At 66.0% G+C, this 14,248-nt stretch carries 14 protein-coding genes; 7 read left to right on the top strand and 7 right to left on the bottom strand.

Features of this window, described 5'->3' with window-relative positions; translation table 11 throughout:
• Positions 1-326: 326 nt before the first annotated feature.
• Positions 327-2,273, bottom strand: a complete 1,947-nt coding sequence (locus ACM43_RS13325; protein ID WP_271540530.1) for a hypothetical protein — start codon at positions 2,271-2,273, stop codon at positions 327-329.
• 98 nt (positions 2,274-2,371) lie between these two features.
• Positions 2,372-3,454, bottom strand: coding sequence for a lysylphosphatidylglycerol synthase transmembrane domain-containing protein (locus ACM43_RS13320; RefSeq protein ID WP_271540529.1), 1,083 nt, complete (start codon positions 3,452-3,454; stop codon positions 2,372-2,374).
• Between the two features lie 429 nt (positions 3,455-3,883).
• Here ACM43_RS13320 and ACM43_RS13315 point away from each other — a divergent pair, with 429 nt between their 5' ends.
• Positions 3,884-4,390 carry a YciE/YciF ferroxidase family protein gene (locus tag ACM43_RS13315; RefSeq protein WP_271540528.1) on the top strand — a complete coding sequence of 169 codons (507 nt, stop codon included), beginning with the start codon at positions 3,884-3,886 and terminating at the stop codon, positions 4,388-4,390.
• A gap of 38 nt (positions 4,391-4,428) precedes the next feature.
• Here ACM43_RS13315 and ACM43_RS13310 read toward each other — a convergent pair whose 3' ends face one another.
• Positions 4,429-4,767 (bottom strand): hypothetical protein, encoded by a 339-nt coding sequence (locus ACM43_RS13310; protein WP_271540526.1) that lies wholly within the window; start codon positions 4,765-4,767, stop codon positions 4,429-4,431.
• A gap of 31 nt (positions 4,768-4,798) precedes the next feature.
• Between ACM43_RS13310 and ACM43_RS13305 the strand changes: the two genes are divergently transcribed.
• Together ACM43_RS13305 and ACM43_RS13300 are read left to right on the top strand one after the other, a co-directional pair.
• Positions 4,799-4,990, top strand: coding sequence for a hypothetical protein (locus ACM43_RS13305; RefSeq protein WP_271540524.1), 192 nt, complete (start codon positions 4,799-4,801; stop codon positions 4,988-4,990).
• A gap of 454 nt (positions 4,991-5,444) precedes the next feature.
• Positions 5,445-7,844, top strand: coding sequence for a bifunctional diguanylate cyclase/phosphodiesterase (locus tag ACM43_RS13300; protein ID WP_271540562.1), 2,400 nt, complete (start codon positions 5,445-5,447; stop codon positions 7,842-7,844).
• A gap of 4 nt (positions 7,845-7,848) precedes the next feature.
• Here ACM43_RS13300 and ACM43_RS13295 read toward each other — a convergent pair whose 3' ends face one another.
• Entirely contained in the window at positions 7,849-8,283 is a 435-nt protein-coding gene (locus tag ACM43_RS13295; RefSeq protein WP_271540522.1) for a hypothetical protein, read from the bottom strand.
• A 76-nt stretch (positions 8,284-8,359) separates the two neighbouring features.
• Here ACM43_RS13295 and ACM43_RS13290 point away from each other — a divergent pair, with 76 nt between their 5' ends.
• Positions 8,360-8,941 carry a hypothetical protein gene (locus ACM43_RS13290; protein ID WP_036015625.1) on the top strand — a complete coding sequence of 194 codons (582 nt, stop codon included), beginning with the start codon at positions 8,360-8,362 and terminating at the stop codon, positions 8,939-8,941.
• Between the two features lie 59 nt (positions 8,942-9,000).
• On the opposite strand, the gene ACM43_RS13285 is transcribed toward ACM43_RS13290, so the two are convergent.
• Positions 9,001-10,344, bottom strand: a complete 1,344-nt coding sequence (locus ACM43_RS13285) for an aminotransferase-like domain-containing protein (protein WP_271540520.1) — start codon at positions 10,342-10,344, stop codon at positions 9,001-9,003.
• Positions 10,345-10,528: 184 nt separating this feature from the next.
• Here ACM43_RS13285 and ACM43_RS13280 point away from each other — a divergent pair, with 184 nt between their 5' ends.
• Complete coding sequence (locus tag ACM43_RS13280) at positions 10,529-10,765, top strand: DUF1127 domain-containing protein (protein WP_271540518.1); 237 nt, start codon at positions 10,529-10,531, stop codon at positions 10,763-10,765.
• Between the two features lie 259 nt (positions 10,766-11,024).
• Here the strand turns inward: ACM43_RS13280 and ACM43_RS13275 are convergent, their stop codons facing one another.
• Positions 11,025-11,450: a universal stress protein gene (locus ACM43_RS13275; protein WP_036015633.1), complete on the bottom strand. Its 426-nt coding sequence runs from the start codon at positions 11,448-11,450 to the stop codon at positions 11,025-11,027.
• A 55-nt stretch (positions 11,451-11,505) separates the two neighbouring features.
• Positions 11,506-12,042 carry a SixA phosphatase family protein gene (locus ACM43_RS13270; protein ID WP_271540516.1) on the bottom strand — a complete coding sequence of 179 codons (537 nt, stop codon included), beginning with the start codon at positions 12,040-12,042 and terminating at the stop codon, positions 11,506-11,508.
• Positions 12,043-12,134: 92 nt separating this feature from the next.
• On the opposite strand from ACM43_RS13270, the gene ACM43_RS13265 reads away from it, so the two are divergent.
• On the top strand, positions 12,135-13,592 hold the full coding sequence (locus tag ACM43_RS13265; RefSeq protein ID WP_271540514.1) for an NAD(P)/FAD-dependent oxidoreductase: 1,458 nt from the start codon (positions 12,135-12,137) through the stop codon (positions 13,590-13,592).
• An 87-nt stretch (positions 13,593-13,679) separates the two neighbouring features.
• Complete coding sequence (gene msrB / locus ACM43_RS13260; protein WP_036015643.1) at positions 13,680-14,192, top strand: peptide-methionine (R)-S-oxide reductase MsrB; 513 nt, start codon at positions 13,680-13,682, stop codon at positions 14,190-14,192.
• Positions 14,193-14,248: the final 56 nt, after the last annotated feature.

The following is a 14,248-nucleotide window of genomic DNA, read 5'->3' as shown; positions in this document are numbered from 1 at the left end:
CCGCCTGACGTCCGCTGCGGACGCCACTGCGCTCATCACGCGCCTCTCTTAAGCCTCGGCCGTTTGCCCGACACGAGTCCTAGAGGTGCGCGCGGCGAAGTGTCCAAGTTCAAGGCAGTATCGATCGATGCTGTTTTTGGATCGATGGAACGGCGAAGTGGGGGATGATCGGTGTTGGGAAACCCTATCAAACCAGCGCTGTCATTCCCCGCGAAGGCGGGGAATCCAGTACGCAGCGGCGTCTCGATTCAATCACTGCTGTCACGGAGTACTGGATCGCCCGGTCAAGCCGGGCGACGACGGTGGGTGTGTGGAGGCAGCGCGCGCTATTGCTGCGCGCTGGGCAGCAACTGCGGCAGCAGTCCGCGCGTCACGTTCGGCGGCACGGCGTCGAGACCGAGCACGGCGCTCGCCGCCGGCAGCGCCGCGTCGGCCATCGCGGCATGGCCCTCGGCGCTCGGATGCACCGCGCCGCCATAGACGGCGGAGAGCACGCCCCAGGCCGCATCGTGGATGTCGGTCGGCTGGCTCGCCGCCGGCAGGCCTTGCGGATAGGTCATCGCGGCGAAATAGCTGTCATTGGCGTCGCGGATCCAGCGCGCGCGGGGCAGGTAGGCGCGGTATTCCGAGGCGCCGCGGCCGCACAGCATCGGCTGGCTCGCCGCGCTGACGATGTCGGGATCGAAGCTCTGGCCGTTCGCGGCAAAGCAGCTGCGGTCGAATTCGGGATCGTTGCCGGAACGGGCGCAGAAGCCGTGCTCGGCGAACGCGGCCTGGTGCGCATCGACGAAGGTCATGCGGTCGGCTTCGGGATCGCGGCACAGCGCACCGCGGGTGCAGGTGGCGAGCCCCTTCAGCTGCGGCAGGAATTCGCTGTCGACGAAGGCGGAGACGCGGGAAAGGCGCTGCGGATCGGCATTGAAGGACGGGTGGATGTCGAAGCCGGCCCGGCCGCCGCGGCAGGGCGCGCCGCCGTCGGCGAGTGCAGGATTGGCATAGGAGACATAGACCACGTGCGAGAGGTCGCCGCCGACCAGCGGCTTCAACGCCTCGCGCAGCTTGACGAAAGCCTGCGGCAGCTCGCGTTGGAGCGCATCGCGGGAATCGTCGACGCTTGCCATCACGCCGGAGCGGCGGAACAGCGCGCGCTCGGTGGCGGTTTCGACGATGACGTCGGCGACCAGGCCGGAGAAATAGACGTCGTTGGCGCCGACCGAGAGCAGCACGAGATCGAGCGTGCGATCGGGCTGGCGCTTCTTCGCCGCGGTGACGGCTTCCCGCAGCTCGGCGACTTGCGCGTTCACGCTGGTGTTGCAGACGCCGGTCTTGCCGGGCGGGCATTCGCGGGCGCGCTGCGAGCCGAGCAGCCCGTCGACGATGCTGGCGCCAGTGCAGGCGAGCGGCAGGAAGGTCACGGCGATGTGGGTGTAGCGCACCGCGAGTGCCAGCGCGGTGCGCGCCTGATAGCTGTAGAGCGATCGATGGCACGGCGCATTGAACCAGAGCGCGCTGTAGCGCTGCCAGTTGGCGAGCGTATCCGGCGCCTCGCAGGCGCGGCCGCCCTTGAAGCCGTGGCGGCTCGGCCGATAGTACTGCTCGCCGGCGGTGCCGAGATAGGAGCGGAAGCAAAAACCTTCGTCCGACAGCGCCAGTGGCCGGTCCGGGTTGCCTTCGCCCGAGGCGATGCTGTCGCCTAGACCTGCGATGAAGATGTCGCGGACCTGGATCTCGGTCTGGACCCGCTGGGTCGGATCGGAGCCGGCCGAGACATCGACGGTCGCGACCGTCTGCTTGCCGTAGCGGACGCGCAAATTGACCGGCTCAGCACAGTCGAAGGTCGAGCTCTGCGGCCCGTCGCCGTCATCGAACGACCAGGCGCAGGTGGCGCCGACCGGCACCGCACCGGTCAGGCGCACTGTCACCGGATGGTCGATCGGCGTGATGTAGTTCTCTTTGACATTGTCGCGGGTGCAGGGCTGGTTGACCCGCCCCTGCAGATCGATGCACAGCCGGTTGACCATGTTGCGGGCCCAGCCGCGGCCCTCGCTCTGGAGCTCCAGCGACTGCTCGGCGGCCAGAATGCTGCGGTTACGCGCGTTCTCGACATGGAGCAGGAAATCACGCTCCTCGCGGAATAGCCGGAAGCGGTTACGCACCTCCCAGCTGATCTGCATGGTGCCGGCGTCCTGCGCGGCGGCACGCTCGGGCAAAGCGAGGAGGCTGGTAAGCAGCACGGCGCCTGCCGAAAGGGTGCGAAGGAATACGGAAATCATGGCCCGCGTCTTCAACGGCAAAGTTGAGGCGGAAATAAGAGAGGATTGCGCGCCGGCCCGCAACCTTTGTCCGATGATTCCGAGGTGCCTTCGGCGGCTCAGCGCTTGCCGGCCTGCCGCAGCAGCCGTTCGCGCTCCATCGGCGTCACCTCCTTCGGCAGGTTGGCCTGCGCGCAGGCTTCCGCCAGCCGCCGCCGCTCCTGCCACGGTGCGACCACATTCATCCAGAGCTCGCGCATGCCCATGATGGAGATGGCGAGGCCGAACGGGATCACGAAATAGAGAATGCGGAACACCAGCAGCGTGGCCAGAAGCTCCTCGCGGCCGAACTGGGGCAGCGCCACCAGCATGGCGGCATCGAACACGCCGATCGAGCCGGGGGCGTGGCTGGCAAAGCCGATCAGGGTCGCCAGGATGAACACGACCGCGAGCGACATGAAGTCGATCGGCGGGTTAGCCGGCATTAGGAGGTACATTGCGGTGGCGCAGAAGCCGAGATCGACGACGCCGATCAGGATCTGCACCAAGGTCAGCGGTGCCGAGGGCAGCACCACCTTCCAGCCTTTCTGGCCGAGCTCGCGGCGCTTCTCGCCCATGCAGAGCCAGACCAGATAGGCGCCGATCGATGCGAGGCCGCCGAGGGCGATCAACCGATTGAGCGAAGAGGGGAGCTGATCCATCGAGGAGGCCGCATCCGGATGGACGGCCATGCCGATCGAGAGCACGAAGATGTTACCGAGCCAGAAGGTCAGGCCCGACAGGAAGCAGATCTTCGCGACGTCGATCGCGTTCAATCCGTAGTCCGAATAGATCCGGAAACGGATCGCGCCGCCGGTGAAGACCGTGGCGCCGATGTTGTGGCCGATCGAATAGGACGTGAAGCTGGATAGCGCCGCGATGCGATAGGGCACGTGCTTCTTGCCGATCGTTCGCAGTGCAAAATAGTCGTAGAAGGTCAGCGTACAGAACGCGAAGACCACGCAGATCGCCGCCAGCCCAATGTTGCCGCGGGGAATCTCCGTCAACGCGGTCAGGATGACCCCGGTATCGATGCCCTTGAGGGTTCGCACCAGCGTGGTGATCGCAAAGGCGATGATGAAGATGCTCGCGGCAACTCCGAGCCGTCGCCAGCCGATCCATCTCTTGAAGCCGCGCTTCAGCGCGGGCAGCAGTCCGTGCATTCATCCTCCCGGCGGGGGGCAAGATCGACCGGGCCAGGCATTGGCCGGTCGGGTGCGATCACGGCCAAAAGGAAGGCATCGATCGCTAGGCATGATCCAGCTCATTTAAGGCAAAATCAGCGGCTTGTGCAGCCCTTGACAACAATAGGTTCTGCGTTCGGCGAGCAACTTTGTCATACGCGGTTCATATCGGCGGCCCGTTAAGCATTTGAGTCGCGAAACCCGGCTCCGTCCGCGCGCTCACCGTGCCGGCACGATCTCAAATCCCGGCGCCGTCCGCATTGTTCCAGCGCAGGCCGCATCGACGTTTTTGGAACGTCGATGTCGCGTGGTCGTTAGGCTCCATCAGCAATCGAACATGGCGGAATACGCGGCTTTTTCGTGCAAGCCGGCGCCTCCGTGTTCCCAAAACCCGAGAGGATCAGAACGATGGGACTGTTCACAAAAGACATCAAGACCATGAACGACCTGTTCGTACATCAGCTCCAGGACATCTATTACGCCGAGCAGCAGCTCACCAAGGCGCTGCCGAAGATGGCGACCAAGGCCACTGATCCGCAGCTGAAACAGGGCTTTTTGACGCACCTCGAGGAAACCAAGCAGCACGTTGCGCGGCTCGAGGAGGTCTTCAAGATGCACGGCGTCCCCGTGAAGGCGGTCGACTGCCCGGCAATCGACGGCATCATCGAGGAAGCCGACGAGACCGCCGGCGACGTCGCCGACAAGGCGGTGCTCGACGCGGCCCTGATCAATGCGGCGCAGGCCGCGGAGCATTACGAGATCGTCCGCTATGGCAGCCTGATCGCCTGGGCCAAGCAGCTCGGCCGCAAGGATTGTGCGGCGGTGCTCGCCAAGACGCTCGAGGAGGAGAAGGCGACCGACCAGAAGCTGACGACGCTCGCCGAGAGCAAGGTGAATCTGCGCGCGGCGAGCTGATGCGATTGCACTGGACCGACGCCGAGAACGCCGCGCCATCAGCGCGGCGTTCCTGATTTAGTGGGCCTATATTTGAGCCCGAAGCCGAGCGCGATCACGGCAAAGGCCGCGATCATGGCGGCGAAGACGATACTCGCAAGGCGTGGGCTTGCCAGCGTCAAGATCACCCCGATGCCGATCACAGGAAGCGCGTTGCCTAGAAAGCCGCAGATGAAATAGGCCGAGACCACTTCCGCGCGACGATCCTCCGGCGCGATCTGGTTCACCACCTGCAGGCTGCCACGATAACCCAGCCCCACCGCAACTGCGCATAGCGTAGTTGCCGCGATCATCAGGGCCATCGATGCCTGAAATTGTGCAGCGACGATCAGTGCCACGCTCGGGAGCATGAGGCCGAGGGAGCACAGCATGGCCGTGCTGCTCGACAGCGAGCGTCAGCGCAATAACGATGGCCACCACTGCGGAGAACTCGAGGAAGACAGCCCCGGCCACGGCGTGATGATGGCAACGACCGTTGCAGTGAGCGCTGTCCGGCGGCGGCCAATCTGGTCCGAGATGCGCCCGAACACCAGCAGCGCAGCCAGATTGCCGATCACATAGGTAGATCAGCGTCAGGGTGATTTGCGAGAAGCCGAACTGTCGCTCGTAGAGCACATAAAGCGGCGTCACCAGGGTGCTGCCCGCGAACAGCACGCCGATCAGGCCGGCGACGATTGCAAGCGTAGCCAGCTTGCCGAATTCGGACCCACTGTGTGATCAATGGAGTAGTGCTTCGTTGCCATGCCTAACCTCTGGATGTAGTCCCGGCGGCCAACTCGAAGCAATCACCCCCGTTCCCTGTGTCCCCGGCGCGGCTGGCATGCGCGCGCGGGAAGGTTGATTGTATTGGCACCCGCTCATCCGCCAATTGAAAAACGGGGAGCGAACGCGTGCTGACCGGCAACGATCGGTTGATTTTGGAAGCTCCTGTTCACCATCCGGCACGCCAATCATCCTTCGTTACCTAATATCCACCACTTCCCGGCTTTGGTGATGGCAGGCTTGGGGAATGCTTATGTATCAGGTGCTCTACTGTCTGACCGACGAACATGACTGGCGGCTGGTCGCGCTTGCCGGCGCGGTGTGTCTGCTCGCCAGTGCGGCGGCGATCAGCCTGTTTCACAGGGCGCGCGCGACGCAGGGATCGGGGCGCCTGGTGTGGCTAACGCTCGACGCAGTCGTCGCCGGCTGCGGCATCTGGGCGACGCATTTCATCGCAATGCTGGCGTACGGACCGGGCGTCGGCGGCGCCTACAATGTCCCGGTGACGCTGGTGTCGCTGATCTTCGCCATCGCCGTCACCTTTGTCGGCTTGAGTGTTGCGGTCTCGACCATCCGGCCCAGCCTCGTCGCCCTCGGGGGGGCAGTTGTCGGAGGCGGCGTGGCGGCGATGCACTATACGGGCATGATGGCGCTCGAAATCCCTGCGCGCGTTAGCTGGTCAACGGGGACCGTGGCCGTGTCGATCTTGCTCGGGCTGATCTTCGGCGCGCTCGCGCTCCATGTTGCTGACCGGCGTGACAGCCTGTCCGGCGCGCTCGGTGCCACGGTGCTGCTGACCGTGGCCATCGTCTCGCATCATTTCACGGCGATGGGGGCGGTGCAGCTGACGCCGGATCCGACACTGGTGATCAGCGGGCTATCAATCCCGCCGACGTCGCTGTCGGTTTTGACCGCGAGCGCCGCGGCTGCGATCATCATGATCGCATTGCTCGCCGCGCTCCTCGACCGCCGCGCCAAGGGCGAATTGGGCCGCCAGCAGATGGTGCTGGATACGGCGCTCGAAAACATGTCGCAGGGGCTCTGCATGTTCGACGCCGACGGCAAGATCATGCTGTTCAACGAACGTTATGCATCGTTGCTCCGCCGCACCGGGATCGCCCTGACCGGCCGCCTGCTGGCCGACGTGCTGAGGGAAGAGCAGGCCAGCGGCGAGTGGCAGGGCAATGCCGATGAATTCTTCGCCCGCCTCGTCGCCGATGCGCGGGACGGCCGCACCACGACTGAAATCCTCAATCGCTCCGGCCGCTCTATCCGGGTGGTCAACCAGCCGATGCAGGGCGGCGGTTGGGTCGCAACCTTCGAGGACATCACCGAATGGCTGGAGGCGCAGGCGAAGATCTCCCATATGGCGCGCCATGACGCGCTGACCGGCCTGCCTAACCGCGTGCTGTTCCACGAACAGCTCGAGCATGGGCTGCGCCGGACCAGCTCGGGCGACCAGCTTGCGGTGCTCTGTCTCGATCTCGACCACTTCAAGGACATCAATGACTCGCTCGGCCATCCCATCGGCGATGCCTTGTTGAAGGAGGTTGGGCGCAGGCTGGAGGCGAGCGTCGGCGAGAACGACACCGTGGCCCGGCTTGGCGGCGATGAGTTCGCCGTGGTCCTGATCGGGCGCTCCGAGGAGGCGGTGGCTAGATCCCTGGCCAGCCGTCTCGTCGAGGTGATCTCGGCGCCTTACCAGATCGACCAGCATCAGATCGTGATCGGCGTCTCGATCGGCATCTCGCTGTCGCCGCAGGACGGCAGCAGTCCAGACGAGCTGTTGAAGAACGCCGACCTCGCATTGTACCGCGCCAAGGCGGACGGTCGGGGCACCTACCGCTTCTTCGAGACCGGTATGGATGCGCGCGCGCAGGCGCGGCGGCTACTGGAAATGGATCTCCGCGCGGCGCTCCAACGGAACGAATTCGAGGTGCATTATCAGCCGATCCGCGACGTCCTCAGCGAGCGCGTCGTGGCCTTCGAGGCGCTGCTGCGCTGGAGACATCCGCAGCGCGGGCTGATCGCACCTATCAAATTCATTCCGCTGGCCGAAGAGACGGGCCTCATCATCCAGCTCGGCGAGTTCGTGCTGCACCGGGCCTGTGCCGACGCGGCGACCTGGCCCGACGGTATCGACGTTGCCGTCAATTTGTCGCCGGTGCAGTTCAAGAGCCCAAACCTGATCGCAGGGGTGACCGAGGCGTTGGCCGCCTCGGGACTCGGTGCGCGCCGCCTCGAGCTCGAGATCACCGAATCCGTCCTGCTCCAGAACAGCGAGGCGACGCTGACGACCTTGCACGAGCTGCGCGCCATGGGCGTGCGGATCTCGCTCGACGATTTCGGCACCGGCTATTCGTCGCTGAGCTATCTGCGCAGCTTCCCGTTCGACAAGATCAAGATCGACCGCTCCTTCGTGTCAGAGCTGGCGACGCGCGAGGATTCCATGGCGATCATTCGCGCCGTGACCGGCCTCGGCCGCAGCCTCGGCATCGTCACCACGGCGGAGGGCGTCGAGAACGACGCGCAGCTCGAGCTGCTCCGGCGCGAGGGCTGCACCCAGGCGCAGGGTTATCTGTTCAGCAAGCCGCGGCCCGCCTCGGATGTCGCGATTATGCTGGAACGGCCGCGGCTGCGCGCGTCGGCTTGAGAGGTCAGCTTCGGCGCAGCGCGAAATGCGCGCCGCAGAACGCCATCACGGCGCCGAGACACAGGGCGGCAAGCCCGGCGAGCACGCCCGAGACGGTCGGGATCGGGCTCGGCGCCGACGCCGCCTGACCCGCTCCCGCAAGCAGCAGCACGCCGACCGCGATCAGGAATTGCCGCATCCGCTGCGGGATCTGTCCGGAAACGGCGCTCTGCATCAGGCTCGCCGTGAAATAGCCGCCGGAGAAGCCGACGGTGGCGATCAGCCACCAGGCGATGGCGGCGCCCGCCGGAATGAACTCATGCGTGTCGGAGCGCCAGAGGCGGCCGAGATCGAGACCGTAGCGCGCGCCCAGCATGTGCACCGCGAGCGCCAGCAACACACCGGAGATCATCGCGGCGCCGAGAATCAGGTGGCGCGGAAAAAAGGTCGTCTCAGCCATGTCTCGCTTGTAGGATGGCCGGGGGCGATCGCGCAAGCCGATCGCCCAAGCGATCGCCCATGGGTTCGTTGACGAGATGCCGGGAGCGGAAGCGGGTTCGACCACGAGCTATGCCTACAAGGCCTCGCTGATCGGCTCGGCGCATCGCTTCGAGCTGACGGAGCAGGGGCTGTCCTGGCACATCGCCGGCCGCTCCGGCCTGTGGCGCTATGACGAGATTTCGGCGATCCGGCTGTCGTTCCGCCCGGTGTCGATGCAGCAGCACCGCTTCCGCGCCGATATCAGCCGCACCGGCGGCGGCCGCATCGCGATCCTGTCGACGAGCTGGCAGACCGCGGCGCTGATGGCGCCGCAGGACAACGGTTTTCGCGATTTCCTTATCGAGCTGCATGCGCGGATGGCCAAAGCCGGCAGCCGCGCCGAATTGACCGCGGGCCTCGGCCGCAAGACCTATGCGGCGGTGCTGGCGTTCCTGGCCGTGCTCGCCGTGGCAATGGCGGGGCTGTTGATCCGCGCGCTTCTGACCGGCGAGCTCGCCGGCGTGCTGTTCATCCTCGGCTTCGCCGCGCTGTTCGCCTGGCAGGTCGGCGGCTTCGTGCGGCGCAACCGGCCGCAGAGCTACAGTTTCGATCGCGTGCCGAAGGCCCTGCTGCCCTAAAGCGTTTGCGAGCGAAGTGAGGTCCCGTTCGCGTGAAGAAAACGCGTCAAATGAGAGCCCTACTCCGTCGAATCGAAATCGTCCTCCTTGGTGCCGAGCAGCGAGACGATGGTGCGCAGGCCGGAATCGAGCTGCTCGGGCGAGGGCGGGGCCAGCGCGAGCCGCACCGCGTTCGGCGCATGACCGTGCGCGATCGCAAAGGTCGAGGACGGCGTCAGCGCGATGCCGCGCCTTGCTGCTGCGGCGACGAAGGTCTGCGAGCGCCAGTGCGGTGGCAGCGTCAGCCAGAGATGATAGGAGCGCGGATCGGCGGCGAGCTGGTAGCTGGAGAGCAGCCGTGCGGCGGTCTGCTGTCGGCGCGCGGCATCGATGCGTTTCAGCCGGGTCAACTCGGCGACGGTGCCGTCGGCCATCAGCCGCTGCCCGGCCGCGAGCGCATGGCCGGAGGCGATCCAGCCGCCGGTGCGCACCGCGCTCATCACACTCTCGCGCAGATGCGGCGGCGCGACGAGGATGCCGAGCGCGAGCCCCGGCGCGACTTTCTTGGACAGGCTGTCGATCACGATGCAGCGGTCGGGCCCGAGCGCGGCCAGCGGCGTGTCGTCGGCGAGGAAGCCGTAGACGATGTCCTCGATGATGGTGAGATCGAGCTTCTCGGCGACGCGCATGATGTCGGCGCGCCGCGTCGCGTTCATGGTGACGCCGAGCGGGTTCTGGATGATGGGCTGCAGATACAGCGCCGACAGATGCGCCTCGCGATGGGCCTTCTGGATGGCGTCGGGCCGCGCGCCGAACTCGTCCATGGGGATCGGGACCAGCGTCACACCGAGCCGCGCGGCGATGCTCTTGACGTAAGGGTAGGTCAGCGCCTCGACGCCGCAGCGGCCGCCGGTGGGTACCAGCGCGGCAAGTGCGGCCGCCAGCGATTGCTTGCCGTTGGCGGTGAAGAAGATCTGCTCGGGCTGCGGCGCAAAATCCTTGCGTGCGAGATAGGCAGCGGCGGCAACGCGCGCACTCTTTGTGCCGGTGCTGGTTGAAACGCGCAGCGCGGATTCGAGCGCGTCGATGCGCTCGAGCCCCGCGAGGCTTTTGGCGATCATCGCCCATTGCTGCGGCAATAGCGGGTAATTGACCTCGAGATTGATGCGCGCGTCGGCCGGCTCGCGCATGGTCTCGACTTCACGCCTGACGTCACCCGAAATGAACGTGCCGCGCCCGACCTCGCCGACCACGAGGCCGCGGCGGAGCAATTCGGTATAAACCCGGCTCGCGGTCGAGACCGCGATGCCGCGGTCATAGGCAAAATTGCGCTGCGGCGGCAGCCGGTCGCCGGGCCTTAACCTGCCGTTAGTGATATCGGCCGCAATGGCATCGGCGAGCTTCACGTACTCGAACTTGGACATATTGCACCGAGAGCAATGTTTTGCTTGCTCCGAGGAGTGTACTGGAGCATTTAAGTTCCATCAAGTTCCGCGATTGAGCCGAGGAGGGCGATAGCAATCCGGCGGCAAATGAGGTGCAGGCGCCCACCAGCGTCCGCGCCAACGGCACTGCTTCGCCGCGCGGACGATAGGCCGGAGAAGAAGAATGACCACGATCTCGCAAACTGCCGGGCGGACTTTGCGCCCATCCTCATCGGGCGGATTTTTCAGTGCCCTCGCCCAGCGCCTCACCGCGCTGTTCGACCGCCTGGAGCGCCGCTCCGCCGTCAAGACCCTGAACGAGCTCGACGACCGCGCCCTGCGCGACATCGGCATCACGCGCAGCCAGATCGAGGATGCCGTGTACGGGCAGTTCAAGACCGAGCTGTCGCGGTATCTGTGATACTCGCGTGTCCCGGACGCGCTGCAGCGGGAAACGCTGCTGCGCAGAGCCGGGACCCAGCGGATCGCACTCGCTGACGCATGGGCCCCGGCTCTGCAGCGCATCACTTCGTGCTGCGCAGCGTCCGGGGCACGGAAGCGCGAGTGTGGCACGCAGCTGCCTCTACGTCATTGCGAGCGCAGCGAAGCAATCCAGGCTGTCGCCGCGGAAAGACTCTGGATTGCTTCGCTGCGCTCGCAATGACGGAGTCTGCCGCCCCTCAATGCCTGACCACCAGCACCGAGCACTTGGCGTAGCGCACGACGTGGCCGGCGTTGGAGCCGAGGAAATAGGTGCGCATCGCCGGGCGATGCGAGGTCATCACGATCAAATCGGCCTTCACGTGCACGGCTTCCTCCAGGATCTCGTGATAGATGCCGCCCTGGCGCACCACGCTGGAGATGCGGGACGGCTCGATGCCGGATTCCCGCGCGACGATGGCAAGCGCCTCTTCCGAGGTCTGGCGCTGCTGCTCGTCGAAATCGGCCGGGACGTACTCGGCCAGCATCACCGGCGTCATCGGCAACACGTTGAGCAGGCGCACGGTGCCGCTCCAGGTCTGCGACAACGTCGCCGCGGTCGCGATCGCCGGCTTGGCGAGATCGGTGTCGGCGAGATCGATGGGCACGAGGATGGACTTGAACATCTGCGCCTCCCTGTGAACCAGGCTGAACCAACCGGTCGAGACGGCGCCCGCGCGTCTAGTCCGATCGAAGCAGCTTGGGGCTGACGAACAGCACCAGCTTGCCGCGGCGGTAGGCCACGTCATCCCAATCCTTGACGTCAAAGTCGAAGATCGCAAGCCCCGCTGTGGGCAGGTTGTCGCCGAGGGCCTTGGCGTCATCGGGATCGCCGCCGCCGATCAGCATGAGCGCGACCTCGTGCATGCCGGGATTGTGGCCGATCAGCAGCAGCCGCTTCGGATCGGCCGGGGCGGTTGCCGTGCGAATGGTGTCCAGGATCTGTGCGGGGTCGGCGCCATAGAGTTCCGGCAGGACCTCGACCTGCGGCGCCGGGACGCGGTCCTTCATCGCCTCCCAGGCGATGTCCCAGGTCTGACGGGCCCGCACGGCGTGGGAGACCAATACGGTATCGGGGAAGGGCGGATGGGCCGCGATCCAGTCTCCCATCCGCGCGGCATCCTTGTGACCGCGGTCGTCGAGCCGCCGGTCCTGGTCGCGGCCGCTCGGTGCGTCGGTCTCGGTCTTGGCGTGACGCAGCAGCATCAAACGGCGCATGGCATTCTCGAATCGTTCCACGTCCACGATAATCTACAGGCACCGGTTGAGGACAAGGTGACAGGCGCCCGGTTGGTATCTTAAGAAACGCTATGAGCGAGACTTTCACAAGCGTGTCCCAGGAAGAAGCCGGCTTTCGCGACCGCGTGCGGCTGTCGTTCGATCTCGATGCCGACATTTGTGTGATCGGGGCGGGCCTGGCTGGGCTTACCGTGGCGCTGGAGGCGGCCCGGCTCGGGGCCAGCGTCGCGGTGCTCGAGGGTCGGCATATCGGCTGGAACGCCTCCGGCAACCAGCTCGGCACCGTGATGCCGGGCTTTGCGCTGCCGCTCACGGACCTCATCGAGCGCATCGGCTTGGAGGACGCCCGCGAATTGTGGACCCTGTCGAAGCAGGGCGCCGCGTTCGTCCGGGCCAACGCCAGCGAAGAGAGCATGCCGGGGATCGGCCTCAGCGACGGCGTGCTGGAGGTCTCCAATGTCGATGCAGGCGACCGGCTGATCAGCCGGCTGCAGATGCTGAACGAGGATTTCGATACCGAGGTCGAAGGCTGGCAGGTCGATCGCGTGCGCGAGGCGCTCAAGACCGATCATTACTTCCACGGCGTGTATTATCCGAAAGCGTTCCAGGTCGACGGCCGGAAATATGTGCACGGCCTTGCGGCGCTGGCACGGCGGGCAGGCGCCCGCATCTTCGAGGACACGCCGGTCGTCAGCATCGATCATTCCGGCATCCGCAAGCGCATCGTCACGCCCTCGGCGCGGCTGCGGGCGAGCCACATCGTGCTCGCCGGCAACATTCATCTCGGCGCCCCCTCCAAGCGCCTGTCGGAGACGCTGCTTCCGGTCTGGCGCTATGCCGGCGTGACCGCGCCGCTCGGCGAGCGTGTGCACGAAATCATCGCCTTCAAGGGATCGGTGATGGATTCCGACGGCGTCGACCATTTCCGGGTCGTCGACGGCGACCGGCTGATGTGGGAGAGCCCGGAGACCACCTGGGCCGCGCGTCCGCAGCGCTTCGCCGGCGCCATCAAGCGGCGGATCCGGACGATCTTTCCCGAGCTCGACAATGTCGAGATCACCGACATCTTCGGCGGCGCCACCGGCCAGACCGTGCACGGCATGCCGCAGATCGGCCAGCTGCGCAAAGGCTTGTGGGTGGCGAGCGGCTTCGGCCGCCAGGGCATGAACACCTCCGCCATGGCCGGACAGATGATCGCGCGCAGCATTTTGTGGGGCGATGAGCGCTGGAAGCTGTTCTCGCCGTTCGAGCTGGTCTGGGCGGGCGGCGCCACTGGGCGCGTCGCCGGCCAGCTGGTCGGGATCTGGGGCAGGGCGAGCTCCGCCGCCGCAGGTGCGCTCGCCCGCTATCGCGAGCGCGCCAGGGTCAAGGACAGGCAACGCGAGGCCCGCCTTGCCGAAGCCAACCGCGCCGCCGGCACCGGTCCGCGCCGAGCGCCGCCCGGCGTGCGACCCCGGCCGGCGCCACCGCCGAAAGCCGCGGTCGGCGCTGCGGAACCGGTCGTGCACGAGGACCGCGTCTCGCAATAAGTTGAGCGAAATTCCGCTGCGACGTGTAACTTCGGCCGGCAGAAGCCCGTATCTCAGGGCGTGGACTTCCCGCGCACGGAGAATGACATGCTTGACCGCCGCATCCTGCTCACGACTGTCGCCGGCCTGTTTGGCCTTTCGGCCTTGCGCTGGCTGAGAGGAACACCTGCCGAGGCCGGCGAGAAGGCCGCGCAGAAGTTCGAGATCACCAAGACGGAGGCCGAATGGCGCGCCCAGCTCACGCCGCAGCAATATGAGATCCTGCGCAACCACGGCACCGAGCGGCCCGGCTCCAGCCCGCTGCTCAAGGAGAAGCGCAAGGGCATTTTCGCCTGCGCCGGCTGCGACCTGCCGCTGTTTACGTCGGAGACCAAGTTCGAGAGCGGCACCGGCTGGCCGAGCTTCTATGCGCCGATCGAAGGCAATGTCGGCAAGACCGAGGACCGCAGCTACGGCATGGTCCGCACCGAGGTGCATTGCCGGCGCTGCGGCGGCCATCTCGGCCATGTCTTCGACGACGGCCCGAAGCCAACCGGATTGCGCTATTGCATCGACGGTTTCGGCTTGGTCTTCCATCCCGCGGCGGCGTCGGCGACGTAGATTTCGCGGGAGTCATTCCGGTCCTGCGGACCGCTCCGGAACGACAGGATGCCCCG

Origin of the sequence: Bradyrhizobium sp. CCBAU 45321 (assembly GCF_028128975.1) — a bacterium.
Classification (GTDB): Bacteria; Pseudomonadota; Alphaproteobacteria; order Rhizobiales; family Xanthobacteraceae; genus Bradyrhizobium; species Bradyrhizobium yuanmingense.
Note: the sequence above shows the minus strand (reverse complement) of the source record. Positions and strands in the feature narration are given on the sequence as shown.

Bases quoted from the DNA above. Each gene is read 5' to 3' on its own strand.
- ACM43_RS13275 (WP_036015633.1), bottom strand. From the start codon at position 11,450: ATGTTCAAGTCCATCCTCGTGCCCATCGATCTCGCCGACACCGATCTC.
- ACM43_RS13270 (WP_271540516.1), bottom strand. From the start codon at position 12,042: ATGCGCCGTTTGATGCTGCTGCGTCACGCCAAGACCGAGACCGACGCA.
- ACM43_RS13265 (WP_271540514.1), top strand. From the start codon at position 12,135: ATGAGCGAGACTTTCACAAGCGTGTCCCAGGAAGAAGCCGGCTTTCGC.
- ACM43_RS13320 (WP_271540529.1), bottom strand. From the start codon at position 3,454: ATGCACGGACTGCTGCCCGCGCTGAAGCGCGGCTTCAAGAGATGGATC.
- msrB (WP_036015643.1), top strand. From the start codon at position 13,680: ATGCTTGACCGCCGCATCCTGCTCACGACTGTCGCCGGCCTGTTTGGC.
- ACM43_RS13290 (WP_036015625.1), top strand. From the start codon at position 8,360: ATGCCGGGAGCGGAAGCGGGTTCGACCACGAGCTATGCCTACAAGGCC.
- ACM43_RS13315 (WP_271540528.1), top strand. From the start codon at position 3,884: ATGGGACTGTTCACAAAAGACATCAAGACCATGAACGACCTGTTCGTA.
- ACM43_RS13325 (WP_271540530.1), bottom strand. From the start codon at position 2,273: ATGATTTCCGTATTCCTTCGCACCCTTTCGGCAGGCGCCGTGCTGCTT.
- ACM43_RS13280 (WP_271540518.1), top strand. From the start codon at position 10,529: ATGACCACGATCTCGCAAACTGCCGGGCGGACTTTGCGCCCATCCTCA.
- ACM43_RS13285 (WP_271540520.1), bottom strand. From the start codon at position 10,344: ATGTCCAAGTTCGAGTACGTGAAGCTCGCCGATGCCATTGCGGCCGAT.
- ACM43_RS13295 (WP_271540522.1), bottom strand. From the start codon at position 8,283: ATGGCTGAGACGACCTTTTTTCCGCGCCACCTGATTCTCGGCGCCGCG.
- ACM43_RS13300 (WP_271540562.1), top strand. From the start codon at position 5,445: ATGTATCAGGTGCTCTACTGTCTGACCGACGAACATGACTGGCGGCTG.
- ACM43_RS13305 (WP_271540524.1), top strand. From the start codon at position 4,799: ATGGCCGTGCTGCTCGACAGCGAGCGTCAGCGCAATAACGATGGCCAC.